This is a genomic window from Jeotgalibacillus marinus (assembly GCF_040801915.1).
Classification (GTDB): domain Bacteria; phylum Bacillota; class Bacilli; order Bacillales; family Jeotgalibacillaceae; genus Jeotgalibacillus; species Jeotgalibacillus marinus.
In genome coordinates this window covers 485039-511123 of sequence record NZ_JBFMIA010000001.1, presented here as the reverse complement: position 1 = coordinate 511123, position 26085 = coordinate 485039, and the positions used below count along the sequence as shown (strand labels likewise).

The window sequence follows — 26085 nt, the reverse complement described above, 5'->3', positions numbered from 1 at the left end:
AAGAGGTTGGTTCCCACATTGGGAACCAACCTCTTTTTGATATTTATGTGTGTGTAGTAGATGTTCTAGCTGAGTGTTGAAGAATAAGTGCAATACCGAATCCAATAAAGCCACCAACAATAGCAGGAACGACCCACCCAACGCCTTGTTCCATTAAAGGTAAAAACGCAAGTGAAGAAGTGAAATCAGTTCCTACTAATCCAGATGCTGATAAACCATCAAACACACCAATAATAATAGTAGGAATCATTGTCCCAATATAAACAGCTCTGTAGCCATTAAAAAGTGGGTCGATAAATGCCAAAAAGATCAATACGATCGCAATTGGATAAATCATTACAAGGACAGGTATGGAAATGGCAATCAACTGTGTAAGTCCAATGTTCGAAACAATCATACTGAATCCAGAGAAAATAAAAACAAACGAACGGTACGACAAAGAAGGGATAAGTCTAGAGAAATACGTTGACGTTGCAGTGACCAACCCAACCGATGTCGTAAGACATGCGGCCGCAATAGCTAAGGCTAGGATGACCGCTCCGCTTGATCCATATAAATAAGAAACAACTGCCGACAATAGTGTTCCACCGTTATCTTGCTCGCCAATTGCGGAAATACTGGTTGCACCTAAATGACTTAAAGCCAAATAGACAAGAGCTAAACCAGTTGCGGCAATTAATCCAGCATACATAGTAACACGAACAATGGATGAGCGATCCGTTATATTTTTTTCTTTAATTGCTTGAATCACTACTATAGCAAAAACAAGTGCCCCAAGCGCATCCAGCGTTAAATAACCTTCAATAAAACCGGTAAAAAAAGCAGAAGATGCGTATGCTTCTGTTGGTTCACCTGGAGATCCCATAGGTGTTATAAAAGCACCTGCAACCAAAGTAGTTAAAATGATCAATAATGCTGGAGTTAAAAATTTCCCAATGCGATCTACTAATTTAGAAGGGTTAAGAGACAATAAAGCTGTCAATATAAAAAACAGAACCGAAAATAGTAACAATGGTAATGTAGAGCCCATTAATATATCTGGTAAAAAGGGGACTATCCCTATCTCATAGGAAACTGTCGCTGTTCTCGGAAGTGCATAAAAAGGACCAATTGTAAGGTAAAGCGTAATTATAAACACTATTCCGAAAACTGGGTGCACACGGCTTGCTAATTGCTGAGGATTTCCACCAGTGTAGGCGATCGCCATAATACCTAGTAGAGGCAACCCGACTCCTGTAAATAAAAAACCTAAAATTGCTAATCCAACGTGTTCACCTGCTTGTTGGCCGAGGAGAGGTGGGAATATCATGTTTCCTGCCCCTAAAAACAATGCAAATAGCATTAAACCAATAGTAAGAATACTACCAAAAGATAAAGTGTTTGACTTCATAATGCCCTCCAATAATTGATATCACTGATCTCAGCAACATCATAACACAGAAAAGGCGAAATTTGTCGAAAATTTAAATGTTCGTAATTATTTTAAAAAGATTTATTATTATAACAATAACCATAGTGAATTAAGCGATGTATCTAAAGGGAATATCGTTAATAATAATGGAGATGATGGTATTTTCTCATCATCATTATGAACAATGAGATACATCTATGAAATCACTTGCTAGTACAGTATATCCCACAGTACAGCCATCTTGGTCAAGTAAGAAGAGATTCCCAATGCATTTTGAATTATCTTTTTTTACTTCAAATGAATAGTGATTAGGCACTACGACGTCAACTGCAACACGAGTGCGTGGATCAATTTCAAATGTTTCTTCAAATATTACTTTTGGTGCTTGGGAGTCTTCCCAATCTAATACTTGAACGGTTACTTCACACGATTTTGTTTTATCTTCATTTGCAAGTTCAAAATGACCCGAAAAAGCACCTACTGGTCGAAAGAGTACGCCCGAGGTTTCGCGTATCTTTTTAGATAGAGTCATTTAAACACCTCCTTCCTAGTTGATCTATATTATCGTATGTTTAATAGATTACTTATGTATAGCCAGATGTACGTTATACGACAAAAAATATAGTATCAAAGAGATTACCGAGAAAACAGAGAGATTACAAGGGCACCTTATAATTAATGGAAGCCCCTTATAAAAAGCACCCCGAAGGATGCTAAGATTAATCAATTACAAATATCGGATGGGTCACTCGTATCACATTTATCCCTAGAGACGGATTGCCATGACCGATAAAAGTGAACGGGATGAAACCTACTGTGCTATTTATTTTTCCAAGAAGATATAGACGAAGGAGAGTTCATATGTTCTTCAGTTGCTACGGGATATTTAAATGACACTATTGTTACGATCGGCGATAAGTGTGTTCTCGCAGAAGCAGGAGTAAAACCATTGGTATCGAATTCACAAGTTGGTCCAATTATCAAGTTCACTTTTATTCTGGAATGGGAGTAACAGTAAAACCAGAGTGGCTCCTGATCAGCCGAGTCTTATGGCAACTTTTAAAGCCCAGGAACCCGGTGAGAGTGACTGTCTTCAAATGGTAGGATTTGTCTCATCCGAGGCTTTTGTTCCTGATCCGGATGTTTTTACCAATGGATGAGTTTTGGATCTAGCACAAGAGGTCCAATGTAATCAGCTTTGCCCTACTGATGACTGTCGAGCTAGCCCTGACTTGTCTACAGCAGATGGAACGGAATCAAATAATTTAGTCGTAAATGGTATGGTAAGAGCCAATGGACAAAATTGAAGAATCGTCACCTAAGACAACGTAAAGAAGATCAATATGCTTAAATTCAACTAAAAGAGGTTGGTTCCCACATTGGGAACCAACCTCTTTTCCATATTTATATGTGTGTAGTCGATGTTCTGGCTGAGTGTCGAAGAATGTGTGCAATAGCGAATCCGATAAAGCCACCAACAATAGCAGGAACGATCCAGCCAACGCCTTGTTCCATTAAAGGTAAGAAGGCAAGAGCAGAAGCTATACCATTTCCTAAAAATCCAGCTGCTGACAAACCATCACACACACCAATAATAAAAGTAGGAATGATCGTTCCAATATAAACAGCTCTGAATCCATTAAACAATGGGTCGATAAATGACAGAAAGATCAATACGATCGCCATTGGATAAATCATCACAAGAACAGGTAAGGAAAATGAAATCAATTGTGTAAGCCCAACGTTTGCAACGACCATACTGAATCCAGAGAAAATAAAAACAAACGAACGGTACGACACAGAAGGGATAAGTCTAGAGAAATACGTTGACGTTGCAGACACCAATCCAATCGATGTCGTAAGACATGCGGCTGCAATGGCTAAGCCTAAAATGACCGCTCCGCTTGATCCATATAAATAAGAGGCTACTGCCGACAATAGCGCTCCACCGTTGGCTTGCTCGCCAATTGCGGAAATACTGGTTGCACCTATATGACTTAAAGCCAGATAGACAAGAGCTAAACCAGTTGCTGCAATTAACCCAGCATAAATAGTGACACGAACAATGGCTGATCGGTCCGTTACATTTTTTTCTTTAATTGCTGTAATCACGACAATAGCAAAAGCAAGTGCCGCAATTGCATCCAGCGTTAAATAACCTTCAATAAAACCAGTAAAAAAAGCAGAAGATGCGTATGCTTCTGTTGGTTCACCTGGAGATCCCATAGGTGTGATAAAAGCACCTGCAATCAAAGTGGTTAAAATAACTATTAATGCTGGAGTTAAAAATTTCCCAATGCGATTTACTAATTGTGAAGGGTTAAGAGACAATAAAGCTGTCAATGTGAAAAAGACAACCGAAAAAAGTAACAATGGCAATCCAGAGCTTATTAATCCATCTGGTAAAAAGGGTAGTACCCCTATCTCATAGCTAACTGTTGCTGTTCTTGGAATGCCAAAAAAAGGACCAAGTGCTAGATAAAGTGTGATTGTAAAGATTATTCCGAAAATTGGGTGTACACGACTTGCTAATTGCTGAGGATTTCCGCCAGTGTAGGCGATTGCGATAACACCTAGTAGAGGCAACCCGACCCCTGTAAATAAAAAACCTAAAATTGCGATTCCAACTTGTTCACCCGCTTGTTGGCCGAGGAGAGGTGGGAATATCATATTTCCTGCTCCTAAAAATAATGCAAATAGCATTAGACCAATAGTGAAAATGCTACCAAAAGATAAAGTGTTTGATTTCATAATGTCCTCCAATAAATGATATCACTGATCTCAGCAACATCTTAACACAAAAAGACGAAATATGTCGAAAATTTAAATGATCTTAATTATTTATATTGTTATAACAATTACGATATTGAATTAAGTGATGTATCATACGTTCATAATAATCTGTGATATGATAAGGTTGTTTTGAAAGAACAGCCCCAACGTTTAAGAACAATGAAAGAGTGAGTAGAATGATTTATTTAGACAATAGTGCAACGACGAAACCATATAAAGAAGTACTCTCATCATTCTTAACCGTTAGCGAAGACTATTTTGGCAATCCATCTTCTCTCCACAATCTCGGTTCAAAAGCATCAACTTTGCTTGGGAGAGCTCGAGAGCAAATTGCTGAAATCTTAAGAGTAGAGAAAGATGAGATTATTTTTACATCAGGTGGAACGGAATCGAATAATTTAGCCTTAAAAGGTGTGGTAAGAGCCAATCGACATAAAGGTAATCATATTATCACAACCTCTATTGAGCATCCTTCTGTCTATAATGTTTTTCAACAGTTAAAAGAAGAGGGGTTTGAGGTGACTATTTTGCCTGTAGATCGTAACGGAGTGATTTCTTTAGATGCACTGGAAAAAGCATTAAACAAAAATACCATCATTGTCTCCATCATGCATGTAAATAATGAAGTTGGATCAATTCAACCAATTGCTGAAGCGGGAGCGCTGATAAAAAAAAATTCAAGAGCAAGCTTTCACGTAGATGCGATCCAAGGCTTTGGTAAGGTTTCGTTGAATATATCAGAGTCAAACATTGACCTGCTTTCTTTATCTGCGCATAAATTCCACGGTTTAAAAGGGACTGGACTTTTATATAGAAGAAAAAATATTCCCTTTCGCACCGAACAGAGGGGTGGAGATCAAGAATCAAGTTTCAGAAGTGGCACAGAAAATGTGGCAGGAGCTGTCTCAATGGCGAAAGCGATGCGGATGGTTAGGGAAAACAAAGAGAAAAACGAGCAGCTTGAATGCTTCCGTAAGCAATTGACCGAGTATTTTTCTTCATTTAAAGGTGTGACAATCGTAAGTCCTCCTATCAAAGGGGCACCACATATTTTAAATGTGTCGATCCCAGGCTTGAAAGGTGAGGTAATTGTACACGCACTTGAAAGGGACGGAATTTACGTATCAACAACTAGTGCGTGTTCTTCTAAAAAAGCTTCAACGAGTCGAACAATAGAGGCCATGGGATTTTCATTTCAAACGAATGTCGGATCAGTTAGAATAAGTATGTCTCATTCAACTACTCAAGATGACGTGCAACAATTTATATATACGTGGAACAGTGTTATTCCAACGTTAATGGAGGGTATAAAAAAATCGTGATGAACTTTGATCGAATTCTTATTCGCTACGGTGAAATTTCAACTAAAGGGAAAAACCGCAACAAATTTATTAACCAATTAAAACGCAATATTTTAGATTCACTCACTGGGCTTTCACCGGTACGTATCGATGCAGGTCGTGATCGCATGCATGTGTTGATTGACAACACAGCAGAAGTAGATCAAATTTTAACTCGTATAGAACCGATTTTTGGCATTCAATCTTTTAGTCCAGTCGTAAAAACAACGAAGGACCTGGACATGATGAAAAGTGAAGCGGTAGCGCTTGTTTCATCATTAGTTAGAGGAGAAACAACGTTTAAAGTATCTGCAAGAAGAGCCGATAAATCATTTCCACTTGATACAAATGAATTAAATCAAGAAATGGGCTCGCATGTCCTTCGCAATGTTGAAGGATTGCTTGTTGAAATGAAAAAGCCTGAAATCGAACTCGTTGTGGAAGTGAGAGAAGAGGGCGTTTACTTGTCCGCACAAAGAATTCAGGGTGCTGGTGGTATGCCGATAGGTACAGGAAATAAAGCGAGTCTGATGCTGTCAGGTGGTCTTGATAGTCCAGTTGCTGGTTTTCAAATGCTCAAACGTGGAGTTGAAATTGAAGCGATTCATTTTCATAGCCCACCGTTTACGAGTGATCAATCAAAAGAGAAAGTCATGAAGCTAGCGTCTCAATTAGCGAGTTATTCTGGAATGGTCAAACTTCACATCGTCCCGTTTACAGCTATTCAACAAGCAATTGGTCAACAAGTGCCAGAGAATTACACGATGACGTCAACGAGAAGAATGATGCTTCGAATTGCAGACATGATACGAGAAAAAACTGATTCACTTGCGATCGTTACAGGTGAAAGCCTAGGACAAGTTGCAAGCCAAACACTCGAAAGTATGCAAGCAATCAATGCAGTTACAGCAACACCTATTCTAAGACCCTTAATTGCAATGGATAAAACGGAAATTATCGATATTGCCAAAAATATTAAAACACATGACATTTCAATATTACCGTTTGAGGACTGCTGTACGATCTTCACACCAGCGGCTCCTAAAACAAAACCAAAACTTGAGAAGGTTCTTTTTTATGAAAGCTTTGTGGATTTTGAGGCGATGATTCTTGACGCTGCCGCCAATATTGAAGTGCACAATATAACTCCTCATACACTTGATTTGGATGAAAAAGAAGCGTTTTCTGAGTTGCTCTAAGTTATTACCAAAAAAAATTTCATTAGGAATAATTACCAGTGTTAAGCCGTGTGTTTTTGCACATTCTATATTCACAAGGGAGGTGAAAACACATGGCAAACAGCAGATCAAACCAACTGGTTGTTCCAGGTGTAGCACAAGCATTAGATCAAATGAAATATGAAATTGCAACAGAATTTGGCGTACAACTTGGAGCAGACTCTACATCTCGAGCTAACGGTTCAGTAGGTGGAGAAATCACTAAACGTCTTGTTCAAATGGCTGAACAACAAATTGGTGGTTCAAAATAATAAAAAACAAAGTAATCGGTGGCTAGTATAGCCACCGATTTTTTTGTTTTAATGGCTAGCTCCTCAAGCCCTCTACTTACCTTGAGCTAAACGTCCTCTTACGCTTTTATTTTATCAGAATATTTTGTATGATAAAGATAGTTTTAGTAATGAAAGGGGTATTTTATGAAACGTGAGGATTTACTAGCGCCAGAAAATTATAATGTAATCGAAGAAGTTGAAAAGTTTGCTGGAAAAAAAACAGCTCTTTTCTGGGAAGGTGAAGGCGGAGCAACAAAACAAATTACATATGATGACATGCTTTTGCATGTGAATAAAATAGGAAATGCTTTTAAACGGGCAGGGTTGCAACAAGGTGATGTGATTTTTATTATGGTGCCACGTTTAATAGAAGCGTATGAACTTTACTTAGCTGCTTTAAAAATAGGATTGGTTGTCATTCCTAGCTCAGAAATGCTACGTGCAGAAGATATTGTGTATCGATTAAATCACGGTGAAGTAAATGCAGTTGTTTCTTACGCACCCTTTATCTCACAGTTTAAAGGGATTGAAGAACTGAATAACTTGCACCGTTTTGTAGTTGGTGGTGACGAAAAAGGGTGGCTTAGTGTTGAATCAATTATGAATGAGGAATCGGCACATCTTCAAACAGCTCCTACAAAACAAGATGACATGGCATTTTTATCTTATACATCTGGTACGACTGGTCAACCAAAAGGTGTTGTTCATACGCACGGTTGGGCTTATGCACATTTGAGAACAGCTGCACCGAAATGGTTAGGCATTCAAGAAGAAGATGTTGTTTGGGCAACGGCTGGTCCTGGTTGGCAAAAGTGGATATGGAGTCCGTTTTTATCTGTACTTGGATCAGGTGCAACGGGTTTAGTATATATGGGTAAATTTGAGCCAACAACATATTTAAATTTATTAAAAAAATACGAGGTGAATGTACTTTGTTGCACACCAACTGAATACCGCATTTTAGCAAAAGTTGATGGATTGGAAACATATGATCTTTCATCGCTTAGAAGTGCTGTATCTGCTGGTGAGCCGTTAAATAGAGAAGTAATCGACACATTTGAACGTCATTTCAACCTTTGTGTCCGTGATGGCTATGGTCAAACGGAGAATACACTTCTTGTTGGTATTATGAATGGGATGGAACTGAAGCCAGGATCAATGGGTAAGCCAACACCTGGTAATCACGTTGACATTATAAATGATGAGGGTGAACCTTGTGCTGCAGGAGAAGTTGGTGATATTGCAGTTCATAAAGATACCCCTGCTCTATTTAAACGATACTATAAAGACACTGAACGAACAGAGATGCAATTTAGAGGCGATTTTTATATAACAGGGGATAGAGCGAAAAAAGATGAGGAAGGTTACTTTTGGTTTGAAGGTAGAAGTGATGATATCATTATTTCCTCTGGATATACAATTGGACCTTTTGAAGTAGAAGACGCCCTCATAAAGCATCCACTTGTTCAAGAATGCGCAGTAGTCGCAAGTCCGGACGAGACAAGAGGAAATATTGTTAAAGCATTTGTCGTATTACGAGATCAATCTTTGACAGTCGATGAGACACTCGTATTGTCACTGCAAAACCATGTTAAAGAGTTAACAGCACCTTATAAATATCCACGAAAAATTGAATTCTTAGCCGAACTACCTAAAACAGCTTCAGGCAAAATACGTCGTGTTGAGTTACGAAAACAAGAGCAAGATACTCCCACTTTGTAATTACACGACCTTTTGAAAAAATACCTAACGCCGAATGAGCAGTGGGTTGTCGAGATTGTGCTGCATCGGTGTTTGGTGTTTTTTAACGCAATTTAGGAGGTTTTAGTATTACGCAACTTTGGACAAACGGAACGATCTATACGATGCAAGAAGAAAATCAATTAGTTGAGGCGATTTTGACATATAACGGAAAAGTTATTGACTATGGTATAGAAGAAGAAGTCACAAAGCGATCAAAAGGTCCGATCGAGGAGAAGATTGATTTAAAAGGTCAAACCCTTTTCCCAGGTTTTGTAGATAGTCATCTTCATTTAATAGCAGTGGGTGAAACATTATTGCGGTTGAACTTATCCCAAATGAAATCAAAGGCTGAAGTGATGCAAGCAGTAAAGCTAAAAGCAGACTCTCTTCCTGAAGGAGAATGGATTTTAGGTGATGGCTGGAATGAAAATGAATGGGCAGTGCCTGAAGTAATTACGGCTACAGAGATAGATGAGATTGTACCCAATCACCCTGTATTTCTTAAACGAATTTGTCGTCATGCGAGTGTTGCAAACTCACTGGCACTTGATATTGCCAAAATCGATCATCAAACACCGAATCCTGAGGGAGGGATCATTGATCGTAGGAAAGACGGATCTCTCACCGGGCTGTTAAAAGATCAAGCTCAGGACTTTATGATCCCAGCACTCCCACCAATTGAAGATGAGTACATTCAAGCATCGCTTAGAGAAGCTGTGAAATATGCTTGGTCACTTGGTTTAACAGGTGGGCACACGGAGGACTTAAGCTATTATGGTGACTTTACACGAACGTATCGTGCATTTCAAAAGGTCATAGAAGAAGAAGGTCATTATTTTAGGGGGCATTTACTTGTTCACCATCAAGTCATTGAAGATTGGCATCGTCAAGGTCATTCGTTTTTATCAGGTTCTAGCTATGTTGAATTTGGAGCGATGAAGATCTTTGCTGATGGAGCGCTAGGTGGGCGAACGGCTTTATTGAAAAATGGTTATGCAGACGATTCCTCAACAAAAGGTGTAGCTGTACATAGTCCCAAAAAATTGAAGCAGCTTGTGTATAAAGCACGGCAGTATGATATGCCAATTGCAGTACACACAATTGGCGATTTGGCATTTGAATATATGCTTGACGCGATTGAACGATACCCGTCGTTAAATGGTCAACGTGATCGTTTGATACATGCACAAATATTAAATGAAGAACTAGTGAAACGAGCAGAAAAATTATCAGTAGTGCTAGATATTCAACCGCAATTTGTTTCGTCGGATTTTCCGTGGGTCGTTGAACGGATTGGGGAAGACCGTATGCAGTGGAATTACGCTTGGAAGTCGTTACTTGCGCGTGGGATAGCGTGCGCTGGTGGCTCAGACGCTCCAATCGAACCTTTGGGACCGCTTTTTGGAATCCATTCTGCTGTAACGAGAACAAAGTCTGGGAGTACAGATCGAACAGTCTTTGGTGAAGAAGAATGTCTATCATTATACGATGCCATTTCTCTTTTCACAAAAGGGAGTGCTTTTGCCTGTCACCACGAAGGAAATCGTGGTGTCATTGACAAAGGCTATGCAGCCGATTTTACTATTCTAGAAAAAGATCCTTTTACATCACCTATTGACGACCTTTTAACAATGAAAGTTGTACGCACCGTTGTAGATGGTAAAACGGTTTATGAAGGTGATTAATTGGACGTTCAATTGAGCGTCCTTTTCTTATTAGAGGAATCTTATGATTGCCTATGTTTTTTGCTTGTGTGTAAATCGTTTTTTGTATTGCTACTTATCCAATTCGGGCGTATAATGAGTTTTATTTCGGAACTCAAAGGAATGGAGAATAGCATGGAGAAGGAAGAAAAACAAGGCATAGTATTTGCAACATTTGCGTATATATTATGGGGATTACTACCAATATATTGGAAACTACTGCAAGATGTAGGCGCAGACGAAATATTGGCTAATCGTGTATTTTGGTCATTTTGGTTTATGCTCCTTTTGTTGATGGTGACAGGAAATCTGCGTGCATTCAAAGCAGAAGGGTTAGCGCTCATCAAGCGAAAAAAAAGACTTCTTGCACTTATAACGGCCTCGGTACTAATAAGCATGAATTGGTTTATTTATATTTGGGCGGTTAATACAAATCAAATGGTTGAAGCGAGTTTAGGTTACTATATCAATCCACTCGTGTCAGTTTTATTAGGGGTTATTGTACTAAAAGAGATACTGTCCAGAGTCCAAGTTGCATCGTTTATTTTAGCGCTAATAGGAGTTGTTATTATTACGGCTTCCTATGGAAATTTCCCGTGGATTGCACTTACATTAGCGATGTCTTTTGGATTGTACGGGCTTGTCAAAAAAATGATAAAAGTAGACCCGGCAATTGGCTTAACGCTTGAAACACTCACGATTATGCCAATTGCTATGATCTATATCGGCTATTTATTTAGTAAGGGAACACCCTCGTTGTTCTCAGGTATGCTTGATACTGACTTGTTATTAATTGGAGCGGGTGTAGCGACAGCTATTCCATTATTATTTTTCGCAAAAGGTGCGCAGCGCATTCCACTTTATATGATTGGCTTTTTGCAATACATCACACCCACTTTGACACTTTTACTTGGTGTGTTTGTATATGGTGAACCTTTTAGTTTAATTGATTTTATTTCTTTCTTGTTTATCTGGGCAGGTCTAACCCTATTTACGTTTTCACGCTCGAAATGGTATGTTGCACTACCAAGACGCATAAAAAAGGTACACGGGCATTAACTCGTGTACCTTTTTTAGATGGTGACGGCAGTAGCGTAGACTCGGAGTTGAAAGAGCCGATTTCGCTTTCTTATAAAAATGTTCTTTTTACTTTTTCCCAGAATGAATTATCTATTAATTTTACTGTTTTAACGACCTGATCGCTCAATATAAGATCGACCTCTTTTACATGGCTGACACCTAATGATTCATTATCGAGTGCCATGACAGGATAGTCATTACCATCTTGGACGATTGTTAGTTTTAGTTTGCGCTGTCCGCTCAAGATAAAGGATGAACCGAGTGTACGAAAGTGATTGTTATTAAGAGAAGCAAGCTCACTCACTTGCATACAAGGAATCATTGGATCGACCACTGCACCACCGACCGATTTATTGTAAGCGGAGCTACCAGTTGGAGTGGAAATAATCATGCCATCCCCTCTAAACGTTTCAAAATGTAAGTCATCGATGTGAACATCCATCACGAACGCTTTAACAATACCAGAGCGAATGCTAAATTCATTTAAACATAAAAATTTTGTCTCACTATCAACTGTTACCTGGATCGTTGGATACTTACGAACTTCAATTTGCTCTTTTGTCATCGCTTCGATCATTGTGGAGAGATCATCAATGTGAAAATCGCAATATAAACTGCGGCTTTCTGAAGTGGATACGCCTGCATATAAACAGTCTTGCCGAAAGCCCGTTTTACGTACGGCTTGTAAGAAGGTACCATCGCCACCGACACTAACAATGATATTTGCTTGTTTTGCATCACGCACAACCGTAAATCCATAGCGTTCAGCAAGATCACTTAACGTGAGAAGTTGTTCTTTCGTTTTTTGATCTTTACGAGCATAAAAATACATGTTTCGACGTTTATCCAACTTAATTCCCTCCTAAAACATTGTTTAATTGAGCATATGTTTGGTATGATATGTAAGGTTCGCCTATTTAATGGAGTGGATGGAATATACAAGAGGTACTTATAAAGTGTACCATGAATTGAAATATAACTGAAGCTGATCATATAAGGACTGAGAGCTTCAAAGGAGGGAACAAACAATGTCTGGGAAAAGATGGATCGCGTTAGGAGTTGCATTGGTTTTGTTTATCACTTCTGTAAGTATCAATGCAGTAACGACCTTGTTTACAACAAACCTTGATGAAGTCTTCGCTTCACTAGATACGACAGAAGGTTTAGAAGAAAGTGTATTGGAGCCTGGCAATAGTTCGGAAAGAATTGCAGTAATTGATTTAACTGGCACGATTCAAGACACAGGTGAACAAGGGGGCTTACTTAGCAATGTTGGCTACAATCATACGCATTTTATGAACCAACTCAATAGCGTCAAAGAAGACTCTTCTATTAAAGCAATTGTACTTAGTGTCAATACACCTGGTGGTGGTGTGGTTGAAAGTGCGCAAATTCACGACAAGCTTGTAGAAATAAAAGAAGAAACAGGGAAAACGATTTATGTTTCAATGGGCGCTCAAGCAACATCAGGTGGTTATTACGTAGCAGCTCCAGCAGACAAAATCTTTGCAAGTAAAGAAACGATGACAGGTTCTTTAGGTGTGATCTTACAAAGCGTTAACTATGGTAAATTAGCTGAGCAATTCGGAGTTGAATTCGTAACCGTCACGTCTGGTGAATTTAAAGATATGCTCAGTCCAACAGGAGAAGTTAAACAAGAAGATATAGAGATCGTTGAAAGTATTTTAAACGATTCCTATGATGGTTTTGTTGACGTCATTGCTAATGGTCGTGGAATGTCACAAGAACGCGTAAGAGAAATTGCTGATGGTCGAATTTACAATGGGATTCAAGCGCTAGAGTTAGGCTTGATTGATGAATACGGATATGAAGAAGACGTAATTGCAGCGTTAAAAGAAGACCTTGAACTTGAAGGAGCACAAGTAATCAACTATACGATGACAAATAGCTTTGGGTCGTTACTTTCACTGCAAGCAAATAAAGTATTTGGTGGTTTAGAAGGTCAGGTACTATCAGAATTTATGAATCGCCTAGGCGGTCCACGTCCGATGTACTTGTATGCTGGTTAAGGGAGGTACACATATTGAATCATAAAGACGAGCGATCACTTGAGCCTTCTGCACCACTTGCTGGGCAGCAGGTTGGAAACGAGGAGTATGAGCAAAGAAGTGTTGTCGACAAGCCTAATCCAGTTTTAACTCCCCACTACGGTGGATTTTGGATGCGTGTTTGGGCTTATTTATTTGATGTACTTGTTATTGCAGCAATCAATGGGTTACTCGTTTATCCAGTCTTTCGCATTATAGGAATTGCAAATGATGGTGGAATGTTTAGTGTAGTTAACATCGTGACAACGATCACCTATTTTGCTTACTTTGTATTGATGACAAAGTTTCTAGGACAAACACTTGGTAAAATGATTTTTGGCTTAAAAGTCATTACGCTTAAGAGGGAAGATCTAGGCTGGTCTACAGTGGTGTTTAGAGAATTGATTGGACGCTATATTCATACAGCGCTCGTCATTTTGACATTTCCGCTATATCTTGTTGTTGCATTTACACCAAAAAAACAAGGGATTCACGATTTTATAGCTGATACAACGGTTATTCACGAAAGAACAGTACTCGTAAAACCTGCCATGAACTAGTGGCAGGTTTTTTTTGTGGTTATTGGACATAATAGGGAAAACAATGAAAAGGTCGGATTGTATGATGATTTTTCTAGGAGTCACCACTTTCTTGACGCTCGTCGTAATCTATTGCTTCTTCTCTAAGATACGTATATACATGTTGCTCATAAAAACAGGTAACGATGATCGAATCGAGTTTACCATTAAACTTTTACATGGACTCTTTTCGAAAAAGGTATCGATCCCTTTTATGAAAAGAGAGGGACTTTCATTAAAATATGAAGAACAGCAATCAAATAAAAAAGAAGAGAAAACGTTCACACCAAATGATCTGCAGCACATGAAAAACAACTATGACCAATTTTTAAATTCCGTTAAAAATGGCAAAGAACATATCCGTCGTATAGTAAAAAAAAGCTCAGTCGATCGTTTAACGACCGATATTCGATTTGGTGTAGGTCAAGCGGATCATACAGCAACACTCACTGCTCTTTTGTGGACTGTTCATGGGTTGATTCGCACGTTTTTAGAACGAACAGTGACAATCGCATGCAAACCAGTACATAATGTTGTCCCTCTCTACGGACAAGTTGTATTTAAAATGACGGCTTCATGCATAGTATCAATCCCCTTAGGGCACCTTATGATAATCGGCATTCGTCTATGGATAGAAAGTGGAATGTCAAAACAAAAAAGGGCTGGTGGGATTCATGGAACATCCAATTGAAGGACTTATGTCCACAGCGATGGAACAATTAAAGGAAATGGTCGATGTGAACACGATCATCGGAGATCCTGTTGAAACACACGATGGTAGTACGATTATGACGGTTTCTAAAGTACGCTTTGGATTTGCGGCAGGTGGAAGTGAGTTTCAATCAGAGTATGACACGGGTGGAGGGTTGGAATCATCTGAACATCCATTTGGGGGCGGAAGTGGTGGAGGAGTGTCCATCACGCCTATAGCATTTTTAATTGTTGGAAAAGACGGGGTCAAAATGCATCATCTAAACGATGGTACACACATTCTAGAAAGATTAATGGATTTGGCACCTGGAGCGATTTCGAAAATCCAACAACAATTGTCACAATCACAAAACCGTCAGTCTGAACCGCCACCATATCAATAGCGATCAGTTGCATATTAGTTGCCTGTTCTCCCTTAACTTCAGTATGATGAACGAGTAAAAACAAATCATACACCATAAGGAGGATGTTACACATGGTAGCTATTACATTTAAAAATAATCCTGTTACATTGCAAGGGTCAGAGGTTAAAGTTGGGGATCAAGCGCCTAATTTCACTGTGCTAGCAAATGATCTTTCACCTGTAACACTTGATGATTCAAAAGGATCGGTCCGTTTAATTAGTGTTGTCCCATCGATTGACACTGGTACATGTGATGCTCAAACTCGTCGTTTTAATGAAGAAGCAGCACGGTTTGGCAATACAACGATTTTAACGGTTTCGGTTGATCTTCCTTTTGCACAACGTCGCTGGTGTGGAGCGAACGGCATTGACAACGTTCAAACAGTTTCTGATCATCGTGACCTATCATTCGGAAAAGCATACGGTGTGGCAATCGAGGAACTTAGATTACTAGCGCGTGCTGTATTCGTTATCGATAGCAATAACGTCGTCACTTACGTAGAGTATGTAAGCGAAGCAACTGAGCACCCTAATTACGAAGCTGCTATTGAGGCAGTTAAAGCATTACAATAAGCAAAGGAACAAACACTGCGAAAACGAATGAAAAAAACCACAGAACCCATGTTTTGTGGTTTTTTGAATGCTTTCGGGGCTGTCTCCTTCAATGAACGAAGACCGTCTAAAACCACTTCACTTCCATTTTTCCGTATATAAAGGTAGAATAGGTTGTTGATACTATGGACAGGAGGAATTAGTGCAATGAGTCATTCTCCCGTTGAGTCGATTTTTACGATGTTAAATGAGACGACGACAGCTTTGCAGGATGCACATGCGTCTTCTTTTTTAGAGGCGTTAGCTGAAAGCGGAGAAAATTGGTTTCGTGGCGAAATCAGTCAAGATATTGACGACGTGCTACAGAAACGTTTAGCTAGAAAATATGATGAATATCCTCTAGAAACATTTAAAAAAGAAGATGTGCGAAAAGCATTCCAATTAACGATTTTAAAAGGAATGAAGGAACACATTCAACCGAATCACCAGATGACACCTGATTCAATTGCGATGGTTATTGGCTTTTTACTAGATAAATTTACACGCAGTGAAAAAGAACTAACGCTATTAGATCCAGCTCTTGGGACAGGCAACCTAGCCCTTGCGATTATGAACCAGCTCTCAGGAAAAGTGACAGTAACCCATGGTGTTGAAATTGATGAAGTATTAGTTCGACTAGCTTACGTTTTGGCAAATTTAACAGAGCAGCCTCTTCACCTGTATACGCAAGATTCGCTCCATCCATTATTTATTGATCCAGTCGATGCTGTAGTGAGTGATTTGCCAGTTGGCTATTATCCCGATGATGTACGTGCTGCAGACTTCGACCTACAAGCGAAAGAAGGGCATTCTTATGCACATCATTTATTTATGGAGCAAAGTGTTCAGCACGTCAAAGAAGGTGGCTATTTATTTTTCTTAGTGCCCAATAGCCTCTTTGAATCGCCACTAGCTGGCCAGCTTCATGAATATTTACAAAAACATGTACATATTCAAGGGCTGCTTAAGCTACCGACTTCTCTATTTAAAAATGAACAATCAGCGAAAAGTATCTTAATTCTTCAGCGTCAACACAAAGATGTTACACCGCCTCAGCAAGTACTTCTAGCAGAAATGCCAAAGCTTAGCAATAGACAAGCGGTTGAATCGATGATGACAAAAATCCAGCTTTGGATGGATGAAAATAAATCATAATTTCATAATAAAAGCGTGTATCGACCATTCAAGTCGGTACGCGTTTTTTTTCTGAAAATAAACACTTCATCTTGTAAGCGCTGTCACTACAAGCTTTTTCTTGAAGTGCACGGTATTCAATGATTAAATGAACAAGGATAAACAATACTTAGTATGGACGACCAATTTGGTATAACCATTTTCATATTAGAAATAAATTGAATAAAAGGAGCAAACCCCTTATGACAAAAGTCATTGCAATCAATGCTGGAAGCTCATCGTTAAAATTTCAGCTTTTTGACATGCCAGAAGAAACGGTTATTACAAAAGGAATTATCGAACGAATCGGCTTAAATGATTCTGTTTTCACGATTACTGTAGACGGTGAAAAACAAAAAGAAATTACAGATATCCCAGACCATGAAGTAGCGGTCGATTTACTACTCGCAAAATTAACTTCGGCTGGAATCATCACTTCACTTGATGAAATTGATGGCATCGGACACCGCGTAGTTCACGGGGGAGAAGTTTTCAATGATTCAGTCTTAATTACAGAGGAGACAATCGGTAAATTTGAAGAGCTATCAGACCTTGCACCTTTGCATAACCCTGCAAACATTACAGGAATCCGTGCATTCCACAATGTGTTACCAAATGTGCCTGCAGTAGCAGTATTTGATACAGCATTTCACCAAACAATGCCTGAGAGTTCATTTTTATACAGCTTGCCGTATCAATACTATGAAGAGTTTGGCATTCGTAAATACGGTTTCCATGGTACATCGCATAAATATGTATCAAACCGTGCAGCAGAAATGCTTGGTCGTCCACTAGAACAGCTACGTCTTATTTCTTGTCATTTAGGGAACGGTGCAAGTATTGCGGCAATTGAAGGCGGACGCTCGATCGATACATCAATGGGCTTTACACCACTTGCCGGTGTAACGATGGGAACTCGAAGCGGAAATATCGATCCAGCGCTTATCCCATTCATTATGGAGAAAACAGACAAATCAGCTGAAGGTGTTCTTGATGTATTAAACAAACAGTCTGGAATGCTTGGTGTCTCAGGGTTTTCAAGTGATCTTCGCGATATCGAAACACAATCAGCCGAAGGAAACGAACGTGCTAAGCTTGCATTGGATGTTTTCTCTAACCGTATTCATAAATACATCGGATCGTATGCTGCTCGCATGAACGGCGTTGACGCGATTATTTTTACAGCCGGAATCGGTGAAAATAGCGACGTCATCCGTGCGGAAGTATTAAAAGGTCTTGAATTTATGGGCGTGTATTGGGACCCAACACTAAATAAAACACGTGGGGAAGAAGCGTTTATCAACTATCCACATTCACCTGTAAAGGTACTAGTAATTCCGACCGATGAAGAGGTCATGATTGCTCGAGACGTTATACGATTAACATAAATGGATACGAAGCCTGCAAGTTCTCTTTTAAGAGAATTTGCAGGTTTTTCTGATGAAAAAAATCTAATGAAAAGGGAAATTCTAAGTAAGATATAACTAGTAGGCATGTTATACTTATGTAAAAGCAGAGGTGAGGTCCATGGCGTGGTCGACACGTGAAAAAGAGGTCTATGAAGAAATCTCACATTGGCGTAATGAGCTCGGTAAATACAGGCAAGATGATTTTTCCCACACGTTTTCAAGATGGTTTGATGCTTCCCTTTCTAGCTTACCTGACGGAGTGAAAGAAGAGTTTTTTGCTCGTATAGACTCGGCTTTATTTAACCTACATAATTTGATTCAAGGCTCTAATATACAGCGAGATACACACGAAAGCTTGTTGGCTACTGCACAAGCTTTTGATGAGACTGTATCTCACCTAAATGATTTTCAACAGCTCAGAATTGATCAGCTTCATTATATTGCGCTACAACAAAGCGGTCGCCATAAACTGTATTCATTCGTACAAGGGGGAGTCGCGGGTACTGGAGGAGCGGTAGCATTTGGAACGGATTTTTTTGCTATGACAATTCTTAATATTCGTGCGATACAGATTATCGCAGCGGCATACGGTCGAGATGTACAGATCCCTTATGAAATGACGCTTTCCTTAAAAGTATTTCATGCAGCGACAATGCCGATTCGTTACCAGGCTGGAGCTTGGGATGAGCTCATTCAATCATTAGAGTCCGAGCAGCTAGATTATTTTTTTAGTGGCGATGATGAACTGACGAACGAACGCTGGATGGAAGGACCAATGAAACAATTAGTGAAATCCTCAGCGATTAATTTATTTCGCAAAAAGAAATTTTCCAATATCCCTTTACTGTCCATGTCAATAGGGGCGATATCCAATTACCGATTAACGAGACGTGTAACAGATTTCGCAGAACGGTTTTATCAGTATCGCTTTTTAATCGATAAACAAGATGACTAAAAACATCCACCTTTGCTGTTAGTGAAGGTGGATGTTTTTTGTTGTTTTACAATTAAGGTGTGATTTTATATGATCGGGTTACAGGTTTCCGCTATTCACAATAGCTTCTTTTTTTCACCATGTATACCTCTCCTAAAATGGATAACCATTCTGACCTACCGAACAGTCTCGAAAAACCACCCCACGCCTCTCGCTGTAGAGGACTAACTATTGCATGGACCTACCTTACTAAAGAAAAAATATACGTTATTAAAATAAAAACCGGAAAGAGGTTGTTTATATATGGTGCAAAATAAAAAAGTGATACTACGTATTCAGGTGATTAGATGCTGTAAGTAACCGCGATTTTATTGTGGAATTTTACTCAAACTCCTTGATCGATCGTGCATTTATCCCGATTGCTCACTGAATCACCTGCTTCGTTTTGAATTAAATGGTAAAATCCTCTTGCGCCTGTTCTTTTTTGGGAGGTTGGTCTGTGCGAACGACGAGTACGTCGCATTTTGCTGCTCGGACAATATGTTCAGAAATGCTGCCGATCAAAAAGCGTTCCATTGCATTTAAGCCAGTGGCTCCGCAAATGATGAGGTCAGCCTCTACTTTTTTAGCGAACTCTTTCGGTACTAGTACCTTAGGAGAACCGTACTGGACAAAAATATTAATTTTGTTTACGCCTTTGCGTTCGGCTTCGGTTTTGTAACCGGCAAGCATTTCCTCTGCAAATGTTTGTGCTCGTTTTGCTACGCTTCGGTCATATGCTTCAACAACGGCAAATGAACGTGTGTCGATTACATGCAGTAGATTCAGCGTAGCATCGTTTCGTTTGGCAATATCGATCGATTTTTTAAATGCCCATTCTGCTTCTTTTGATCCATCGACAGCCACTAGAATGTGGTCATAACTGAGTGCCATATTTATCGCCTCCTTATGTCTTATTGTACAACAATTAACAGAAAATTGATTTAATTTAACTCGATTAACAAATAAGAGTGGAAACGCTTATTTGTTCTTTCATGTACAACTTGTCGTAAAAGTACATATGTAAATCTAGTTAAGATGAAAACGAGTGTAATAATTGCTGAACATAAGCCTGTTCTTATTTTCCAGTTATTATCCCTATTGGTTAAATATAATAATATTGTTGTAAAGTGAAAATTAACATGATAGATTTGGTAGGTAATAAAATAAAATATTCAGATAAAGAGGAGAGGTAAAAATGAGTAGAACGACTGAAATGATTTTAGGTATTTTGGGTGGATTAATAGGGTTTGGGGGAGCGTTCATGGCATTGTTCATGGGTGCAGTAGATGAAGCAGTGAGTGGAAGCACAGAACTAAACGGATTAGGTACAAGCGCTTTCTTATTTAGTGCTCTTGCTATTGTTGGGTCAATTGTTGTGAAGTTTAAAGCAAAGCTAGGTGGATGGTTAATGTTAATTAGTGGTGTTGCAATCCTTATTTCTATTAGTTTGTTTGGTGTTGTTCCAGCCTTATTCCTTATTCCAGCAGGATTAATGGGCGTTATTAGAAAACCAAAAGCTCAAAACATAGCAGCATAAAAGATTTCTAGCTCTTAGTAGTGACAAAGGTGAGAAGCCCATTCAAAGAGAAGCGACCGTTTGAACAGCTAGTACAGTCTTCCGTATTGAGGGAAAAAATTTTTCTCAATACGGATTTTTTTCAAACCAAAGTGTAATTTCAATTTTTTAGCATAATCGATTGTTTTCCTGTACATCTCCAGTTCTAAAGAAGTATCTAATGATCTGTCTACATTTTACATGCTATAACTTGATCAGAAATAATATTATGAATTATTTTAATTTTAAAAATAAAAGTGAGACATCATCATTTACATTTGTTAAGATGGAGATGTTTAACATTCCTTTTATTCTTGGGAATGTTGGCGGATGAGGAGATTCACAATTAGGAGGGGTTTTTAAGATGCGTATTGGAATTCCAAGAGAAATAAAAAACAACGAAAATCGTGTGGCAATTACGCCATCTGGTGTCCATCATCTAGTAAATCATGGACATGAAGTTTTTGTTGAAGTAGATGCTGGTCTCGGATCAGGTTTTACAAATGAAGATTATGTAAGTGCGGGTGGCAAAATTGCTTCTTCAACTGCTGAAGCATGGTCATTTGATATGGTTATGAAAGTAAAGGAACCGATTGAAACTGAGTATGGATTTTTTCGCGAAGGGCTCATTCTTTTTACATACCTTCACCTTGCGCCAGAACCAGAGCTTACAAAAGCTTTAGTTGACAATAAAGTCGTTGCGATTGCATACGAAACGGTCCAACTGTCAAATGGATCATTACCACTATTAACACCGATGAGTGAAGTTGCTGGTCGTATGGCGACTCAAATTGGAGCACAATTTCTTGAAAAAACACATGGTGGAAGAGGGATACTTCTTGCTGGTGTACCAGGGTGTTCAAGAGGAAAAGTGACAGTTATAGGTGGTGGGGTTGCCGGAACGAACGCTGCTAAAATGGCTGTAGGACTTGGAGCAGAAGTGACGATTCTTGATTTAGATCCGGATCGCTTGCGTCAGCTAGATGATCTTTTCGGAAAAGATGTAACAACATTAATGTCTAATCCATTGAATCTTGCAGAAAGTGTAGCTGATTCTGATCTAGTGATCGGCGCGGTGCTGATTCCGGGAGCTAGAGCACCAAAACTTGTTCCTGAAGCAATGATTAAAACGATGAAAACGGGAGCAGTCGTCGTTGATATCGCGATTGACCAAGGTGGAATTTTTGAAACAACTGACCATATTACTACACATGACAACCCAACGTATACAAAGCATGGTGTTGTCCATTATTCGGTTGCGAATATGCCAGGAGCGGTTCCTCGTACATCAACAATGGCCCTTACAAACGTAACAGTTCCTTATGCTGTTCAAATTGCCAACAAAGGCTTCCATCAAGCATGTCTAGATAATGAAGCATTAATGATGGGCATCAACTGTTTAGATGGTTTTGTAACCTACAATGCAGTTGCAGAAGCACATGGTTTGGACTATGCAAATGTAAGAGAATTGCTTTCAAGAGAACCAGAGAAAGCGAAAGCAGCTAGTCGTAGCTAGATGTAGAGATTTATCTGAGAGTAACGTTCAAATCACATTAAAAAAGGATGCCAAATGCAGCATCCTTTTTTGATGTCCTGAAGAACTCGTCGATTAGACTGATTGCTTCTTATCTATAAAATTGTAATTCTTTTGGGAATTTTGTCAGCGTTTCGCAACCATCCGCTGTCACAAGTAAATCGTCTTCAATTCGAACGCCTGCCACGTTAGGTACGTATATACCTGGTTCGATCGTAAAAGTCATCCCTTCTTCAAGAACGAGGTCATTGCTTGATGTGATGGATGGATATTCATGAACATTTAAGCCAAGACCGTGGCCTAAACGATGTGGGAAGAACTCACCATAGCCAGCATCTATAATCACTTGTCTAGCCGCTTTGTCTAAATCACTTGCTTTTACACCTGGTTTAACCATCTCAAGTGCCGTTTGCTCAGCTTTAAGAACGGTTTCATAGATTTTGCGCTGTTCGTTGCCAATTTCGCCGAACGCAACAGTACGTGTAATATCCGAGCAGTAGCCGTTATAGACGACGCCTAAGTCGAACAACACTAAGTCCCCGTAATGAATTTTAGTGAGGCCTGGTGTGCCATGTGGAGAAGCAGCGTTTTTACCTGTTAACACCATAGTGGAGAAAGCCATTTCGGTAATGCCTTTGCGTTTCAATTCATATTCAATTGTCGCGAGGACATCTAGCTCTGATTTTCCTTCGGCCAACTCTGCACATGCGACTTCAATCGCAAAGTCAGCTAAAGAAGCCGCTTTTCGTAAATGTACAAGCTCATCTTCTGTTTTGACGACACGTAAGTCATTCATAAATTGATCAATTGAGTGAGTGGCAAATTCCCCAAATGATTCATTTAAAATCGATAAACGATCCACCGTTAAATGTCCACTTTCAATCGCAATAGATTTTAATGACTCCGCTCGCGTAACAACAAGATCGCGTAGCAAGGCAATTGGATTTTCTGTATCGCTATAACCGATTACATCTCCGGTCCATCCACTATGTCGTGCGTCTTCAACTTCCATAGCTGGGCAAATTAACACACTATCTCCCGAAGATGGCACAAATACAGCTAACCAGCGTTCATGCGGATCGCTTCTAAACCCAGTTGTATAAAATACATTTTCGGTTGATGTTAAAAAAGCCCCATCAAGTGCATTCTTTTTTAAATATTGTTGAACATGTTCAATTTTAGTAGTCAAGTTCTCGGCCGCCTCCTTGGGCAAATTTGTCCAATTTCCATTTAAATCATAGCAATTTTACAACACATTGTAAAATTTAACTGAGCACACCGAATGTTTTAAACGATATGATTAAGGGAAAGAGTGCAGGGGTATGATGGGATTCGAAAATTTGTTGAGGAGGAATGTTAGAATGAAGATTTCATATCACGGACATTCAATTGTAAAAGTAGAAACGAACGGAAAAACGCTTCTTTTTGACCCATTTATAAACGGCAATGAACTTACGGATCTAGAAGTTAAAAATGAGAAACCAAACGTGATCATTTTAACACATGGACATAATGATCACGTGGGAGATACGATTGAGATCGCGAAACAAAGCAATGCGCTTGTTATCGCACCCTTTGAACTTGCAAATTATCTAGAATGGCAAGGGGTAAAAACCCATCCGATGAGCATTGGTGGTGCGTTTGAGTTTGATTTTGGGAAAGTTAAATTGACCCAAGCATTCCATGGTTCTTCTTACACAACAGAAGATCAACAAATGATTTATACAGGCATGCCAGCAGGCGTATTACTAATGGTTGAAGGTAAAACCATTTATCATGCAGGAGACACAGCTCTATTTGGTGATATGAAGCTCATTGGAGAACGTCATCCGATTGATTTGGCGTTTCTGCCCATTGGCGATAATTTTACCATGGGACCTGAAGATGCCGCTTATGCGGCCCAACTGCTACAAGCTAAAGTGGTTGTCCCCATTCATTACGATACTTTTCCGCCAATTAAACAAGACCCAGACGCTTTTGTGAAATTAATCAATGGTGGGGAAGGCAAAGTTATGCATGCTGGAGACTTTCTGCAATTATAGAATTAAAAGCTCGTGATGTGGAAATATTCATAGCGCGAGCTTTTATTTGATCTAAAAACAACGTTTCATTGAACGGACGATTGTTTAACGAGTATAATAAAAAGGCGAATACATGCTCGGGGTGAAAGAGAGGAACAGACTGTGGCTACGAAACATGAACGTATTTTATTGCATATTGAATCACTGCCTGTTGGCAACAAGATTTCTGTGCGTCAAATAGCAAAGCAATTAGATGTTAGTGAAGGAACCGCTTATCGCGCAATTAAAGAATCAGAGAATCAAGGGTTAGTCAGTACGATCGAACGTGTTGGAACAATCCGAATTGAAAAAAAGAAAAAAGAAAATTTTGAGCGACTTACCTTTGCGGAAGTGGTCAGCATTGTTGATGGTCAGGTTGTTGGTGGGCGAGCTGGATTACATAAAACGTTAAATAAGTTTGTCATTGGTGCGATGAAGCTTGAAGCCATGATGCGTTACACAGAAGCAGGAAATTTGTTAATTGTCGGGAATCGAACACGCGCACATGAACAGGCATTACAAGCAGGTGCTGCGGTGTTGATTACAGGTGGTTTTGATGCGCATGAACGGACGAAGAAGCTGGCTGACGACTTAGAATTACCAGTTATTTCAACGAGTTATGACAGCTTTACTGTAGCTACAATGATCAACCGTGCCATTTATGATCAGCTCATAAAAAAAGAAATTGTTCTTGTTGAGGATATTTTGATTCCTTTTGAGAATGCTTATTATTTAACAATGAAAGACACAATTGATCAATGGTCTAAGTTAAATAAAGAAACCGCACATAGCCGTTTTCCAGTCTTAGATCAAGCATCAATGAAGGTAATTGGCATGGTGACGTCGAAAGATATTATAGGAAGAAATAGTCAAGAGGCGATTGATCGAGTGATGACGCGTTCACCGCTGACGGTAAGCGGTAAAACAAGTGTCGCTTCTGCGGCTCATATTATGATATGGGAGGGCATCGAGCTTCTGCCGGTAGTTAATGAGCAACATCGTCTTGAAGGTGTGATTAGTAGGCAGGATGTATTAAAAGCACTTCAAATGATTCAACGGCAGCCACAGATCGGTGAGACAATCGATGATCTCGTTTTTAAAGAATTGACGGTTGAAAAAGATGCTGACAAGCCTTACCGTTTTCAAGTCACCCCTCAAATGACGAATCAACTCGGTGCCATTTCGTATGGCGTTTTTACATCGCTCATAACGGAAGCAGCCAACCGCACCTTAAAAGATTTTAAACGAAGCGATCTTGTTATTGAGAATATTACCATTTACTTTATCAAGCCTATGCAAATGGAAAGCACAATTGAAATTTGCCCAAGACTTTTAGACGTTGGTCGAAAATTTGGGAAAGTGGACGTTGAGGTCTTTAGTGAAGGAAACCTTGTGGGAAAAGCAATGATGATGTGTCAGTTGTTAGATAGATAATAAAGAACCGGCTAAGCACCGGTTCTTTATGGT

Annotated in this window: 24 protein-coding genes; 18 read left to right on the top strand and 6 right to left on the bottom strand. The window is 39.4% G+C overall.

Features of this window, described 5'->3' with window-relative positions; genetic code table 11:
- Window positions 1-43 precede the first annotated feature (43 nt).
- The 3 genes from brnQ (AB1471_RS02610) to brnQ (AB1471_RS02600) all read right to left on the bottom strand — a co-directional run bounded on the left by brnQ (AB1471_RS02610) (window position 44) and on the right by brnQ (AB1471_RS02600) (window position 4162).
- A complete protein-coding gene (brnQ, locus tag AB1471_RS02610) occupies window positions 44-1390 on the bottom strand; it encodes a branched-chain amino acid transport system II carrier protein (RefSeq protein ID WP_367778006.1) in 1347 nt (448 codons plus the stop codon).
- Window positions 1391-1586: 196 nt separating this feature from the next.
- The gene (locus tag AB1471_RS02605) at window positions 1587-1943 is read right to left on the bottom strand and encodes a hypothetical protein (RefSeq protein ID WP_367778005.1); all 357 of its coding nucleotides are present in this window, start codon (window positions 1941-1943) and stop codon (window positions 1587-1589) included.
- Window positions 1944-2815: 872 nt separating this feature from the next.
- Complete coding sequence (gene brnQ / locus AB1471_RS02600) at window positions 2816-4162, bottom strand: branched-chain amino acid transport system II carrier protein (RefSeq protein ID WP_367778004.1); 1347 nt, start codon at window positions 4160-4162, stop codon at window positions 2816-2818.
- Between the two features lie 218 nt (window positions 4163-4380).
- Here brnQ (AB1471_RS02600) and AB1471_RS02595 point away from each other — a divergent pair, with 218 nt between their 5' ends.
- The 6 genes from AB1471_RS02595 (at window position 4381) to rarD (ending at window position 11559) form a co-directional block, all read left to right on the top strand.
- Window positions 4381-5526, top strand: coding sequence for a cysteine desulfurase family protein (locus AB1471_RS02595; RefSeq protein ID WP_367778003.1), 1146 nt, complete (start codon window positions 4381-4383; stop codon window positions 5524-5526).
- A complete protein-coding gene (thiI, locus tag AB1471_RS02590; protein ID WP_367778120.1) occupies window positions 5526-6743 on the top strand; it encodes a tRNA uracil 4-sulfurtransferase ThiI in 1218 nt (405 codons plus the stop codon). The genes AB1471_RS02595 and thiI overlap by 1 nt, the downstream gene beginning before the upstream one ends.
- Window positions 6744-6835: 92 nt before the next feature.
- Window positions 6836-7033 carry an alpha/beta-type small acid-soluble spore protein gene (locus AB1471_RS02585; protein ID WP_367778002.1) on the top strand — a complete coding sequence of 66 codons (198 nt, stop codon included), beginning with the start codon at window positions 6836-6838 and terminating at the stop codon, window positions 7031-7033.
- Between the two features lie 165 nt (window positions 7034-7198).
- Window positions 7199-8776, top strand: coding sequence for an acyl-CoA synthetase MbcS (gene mbcS, locus AB1471_RS02580; protein ID WP_367778001.1), 1578 nt, complete (start codon window positions 7199-7201; stop codon window positions 8774-8776).
- 143 nt (window positions 8777-8919) lie between these two features.
- Complete coding sequence (locus AB1471_RS02575) at window positions 8920-10482, top strand: amidohydrolase (protein WP_367778000.1); 1563 nt, start codon at window positions 8920-8922, stop codon at window positions 10480-10482.
- 153 nt (window positions 10483-10635) lie between these two features.
- Window positions 10636-11559 (top strand): EamA family transporter RarD, encoded by a 924-nt coding sequence (gene rarD / locus AB1471_RS02570; RefSeq protein ID WP_367777999.1) that lies wholly within the window; start codon window positions 10636-10638, stop codon window positions 11557-11559.
- Between the two features lie 70 nt (window positions 11560-11629).
- On the opposite strand, the gene AB1471_RS02565 is transcribed toward rarD, so the two are convergent.
- Window positions 11630-12430 carry an NAD kinase gene (locus AB1471_RS02565; protein ID WP_367777998.1) on the bottom strand — a complete coding sequence of 267 codons (801 nt, stop codon included), beginning with the start codon at window positions 12428-12430 and terminating at the stop codon, window positions 11630-11632.
- A 178-nt stretch (window positions 12431-12608) separates the two neighbouring features.
- Here AB1471_RS02565 and sppA point away from each other — a divergent pair, with 178 nt between their 5' ends.
- The 8 genes from sppA (at window position 12609) to AB1471_RS02525 (ending at window position 19448) form a co-directional block, all read left to right on the top strand.
- Window positions 12609-13610, top strand: a complete 1002-nt coding sequence (gene sppA, locus AB1471_RS02560) for a signal peptide peptidase SppA (RefSeq protein ID WP_367777996.1) — start codon at window positions 12609-12611, stop codon at window positions 13608-13610.
- A gap of 14 nt (window positions 13611-13624) precedes the next feature.
- Entirely contained in the window at window positions 13625-14188 is a 564-nt protein-coding gene (locus AB1471_RS02555; protein WP_367777995.1) for an RDD family protein, read from the top strand.
- A gap of 91 nt (window positions 14189-14279) precedes the next feature.
- Window positions 14280-14897 carry a DUF2953 domain-containing protein gene (locus AB1471_RS02550; protein ID WP_367777993.1) on the top strand — a complete coding sequence of 206 codons (618 nt, stop codon included), beginning with the start codon at window positions 14280-14282 and terminating at the stop codon, window positions 14895-14897.
- Complete coding sequence (gene ytfJ, locus AB1471_RS02545) at window positions 14881-15300, top strand: GerW family sporulation protein (RefSeq protein WP_367777992.1); 420 nt, start codon at window positions 14881-14883, stop codon at window positions 15298-15300. The genes AB1471_RS02550 and ytfJ overlap by 17 nt, the downstream gene beginning before the upstream one ends.
- 92 nt (window positions 15301-15392) lie before the next feature.
- Window positions 15393-15893: a thiol peroxidase gene (gene tpx / locus AB1471_RS02540; RefSeq protein ID WP_367777991.1), complete on the top strand. Its 501-nt coding sequence runs from the start codon at window positions 15393-15395 to the stop codon at window positions 15891-15893.
- Window positions 15894-16079: 186 nt separating this feature from the next.
- Window positions 16080-17066: a class I SAM-dependent methyltransferase gene (locus AB1471_RS02535; RefSeq protein WP_367777990.1), complete on the top strand. Its 987-nt coding sequence runs from the start codon at window positions 16080-16082 to the stop codon at window positions 17064-17066.
- 221 nt (window positions 17067-17287) lie between these two features.
- Window positions 17288-18472: an acetate kinase gene (locus tag AB1471_RS02530; protein WP_367777989.1), complete on the top strand. Its 1185-nt coding sequence runs from the start codon at window positions 17288-17290 to the stop codon at window positions 18470-18472.
- 139 nt (window positions 18473-18611) lie between these two features.
- Window positions 18612-19448 carry an EcsC family protein gene (locus tag AB1471_RS02525; RefSeq protein ID WP_367777988.1) on the top strand — a complete coding sequence of 279 codons (837 nt, stop codon included), beginning with the start codon at window positions 18612-18614 and terminating at the stop codon, window positions 19446-19448.
- Window positions 19449-19877: 429 nt separating this feature from the next.
- Here AB1471_RS02525 and AB1471_RS02520 read toward each other — a convergent pair whose 3' ends face one another.
- Complete coding sequence (locus AB1471_RS02520; protein ID WP_367777987.1) at window positions 19878-20360, bottom strand: universal stress protein; 483 nt, start codon at window positions 20358-20360, stop codon at window positions 19878-19880.
- Window positions 20361-20664: 304 nt separating this feature from the next.
- Between AB1471_RS02520 and AB1471_RS02515 the strand changes: the two genes are divergently transcribed.
- Entirely contained in the window at window positions 20665-21006 is a 342-nt protein-coding gene (locus AB1471_RS02515; protein ID WP_367777986.1) for a DUF4064 domain-containing protein, read from the top strand.
- 382 nt (window positions 21007-21388) lie between these two features.
- On the top strand, window positions 21389-22540 hold the full coding sequence (gene ald, locus AB1471_RS02510; protein WP_367777985.1) for an alanine dehydrogenase: 1152 nt from the start codon (window positions 21389-21391) through the stop codon (window positions 22538-22540).
- Between the two features lie 109 nt (window positions 22541-22649).
- Here ald and AB1471_RS02505 read toward each other — a convergent pair whose 3' ends face one another.
- Window positions 22650-23747, bottom strand: coding sequence for a M24 family metallopeptidase (locus AB1471_RS02505; protein WP_367777984.1), 1098 nt, complete (start codon window positions 23745-23747; stop codon window positions 22650-22652).
- A 172-nt stretch (window positions 23748-23919) separates the two neighbouring features.
- On the opposite strand from AB1471_RS02505, the gene AB1471_RS02500 reads away from it, so the two are divergent.
- Together AB1471_RS02500 and AB1471_RS02495 are read left to right on the top strand one after the other, a co-directional pair.
- Window positions 23920-24600 (top strand): metal-dependent hydrolase, encoded by a 681-nt coding sequence (locus AB1471_RS02500; protein WP_367777983.1) that lies wholly within the window; start codon window positions 23920-23922, stop codon window positions 24598-24600.
- Between the two features lie 141 nt (window positions 24601-24741).
- Complete coding sequence (locus AB1471_RS02495; RefSeq protein WP_367777981.1) at window positions 24742-26052, top strand: DRTGG domain-containing protein; 1311 nt, start codon at window positions 24742-24744, stop codon at window positions 26050-26052.
- Window positions 26053-26085 lie beyond the last annotated feature (33 nt).

Excerpts from the sequence above, each read along its gene's own strand:
- brnQ (WP_367778006.1), bottom strand. The coding sequence starts at position 1,390 with ATGAAGTCAAACACTTTATCTTTTGGTAGTATTCTTACTATTGGTTTA.
- AB1471_RS02605 (WP_367778005.1), bottom strand. The coding sequence starts at position 1,943 with ATGACTCTATCTAAAAAGATACGCGAAACCTCGGGCGTACTCTTTCGA.
- brnQ (WP_367778004.1), bottom strand. The coding sequence starts at position 4,162 with ATGAAATCAAACACTTTATCTTTTGGTAGCATTTTCACTATTGGTCTA.
- AB1471_RS02595 (WP_367778003.1), top strand. The coding sequence starts at position 4,381 with ATGATTTATTTAGACAATAGTGCAACGACGAAACCATATAAAGAAGTA.
- thiI (WP_367778120.1), top strand. The coding sequence starts at position 5,526 with ATGAACTTTGATCGAATTCTTATTCGCTACGGTGAAATTTCAACTAAA.
- AB1471_RS02585 (WP_367778002.1), top strand. The coding sequence starts at position 6,836 with ATGGCAAACAGCAGATCAAACCAACTGGTTGTTCCAGGTGTAGCACAA.
- mbcS (WP_367778001.1), top strand. The coding sequence starts at position 7,199 with ATGAAACGTGAGGATTTACTAGCGCCAGAAAATTATAATGTAATCGAA.
- AB1471_RS02575 (WP_367778000.1), top strand. The coding sequence starts at position 8,920 with ATGCAAGAAGAAAATCAATTAGTTGAGGCGATTTTGACATATAACGGA.
- rarD (WP_367777999.1), top strand. The coding sequence starts at position 10,636 with ATGGAGAAGGAAGAAAAACAAGGCATAGTATTTGCAACATTTGCGTAT.
- sppA (WP_367777996.1), top strand. The coding sequence starts at position 12,609 with ATGTCTGGGAAAAGATGGATCGCGTTAGGAGTTGCATTGGTTTTGTTT.
- ytfJ (WP_367777992.1), top strand. The coding sequence starts at position 14,881 with ATGGAACATCCAATTGAAGGACTTATGTCCACAGCGATGGAACAATTA.
- tpx (WP_367777991.1), top strand. The coding sequence starts at position 15,393 with ATGGTAGCTATTACATTTAAAAATAATCCTGTTACATTGCAAGGGTCA.
- AB1471_RS02535 (WP_367777990.1), top strand. The coding sequence starts at position 16,080 with ATGAGTCATTCTCCCGTTGAGTCGATTTTTACGATGTTAAATGAGACG.
- AB1471_RS02530 (WP_367777989.1), top strand. The coding sequence starts at position 17,288 with ATGACAAAAGTCATTGCAATCAATGCTGGAAGCTCATCGTTAAAATTT.
- AB1471_RS02525 (WP_367777988.1), top strand. The coding sequence starts at position 18,612 with ATGGCGTGGTCGACACGTGAAAAAGAGGTCTATGAAGAAATCTCACAT.
- AB1471_RS02520 (WP_367777987.1), bottom strand. The coding sequence starts at position 20,360 with ATGGCACTCAGTTATGACCACATTCTAGTGGCTGTCGATGGATCAAAA.
- AB1471_RS02515 (WP_367777986.1), top strand. The coding sequence starts at position 20,665 with ATGAGTAGAACGACTGAAATGATTTTAGGTATTTTGGGTGGATTAATA.
- ald (WP_367777985.1), top strand. The coding sequence starts at position 21,389 with ATGCGTATTGGAATTCCAAGAGAAATAAAAAACAACGAAAATCGTGTG.
- AB1471_RS02500 (WP_367777983.1), top strand. The coding sequence starts at position 23,920 with ATGAAGATTTCATATCACGGACATTCAATTGTAAAAGTAGAAACGAAC.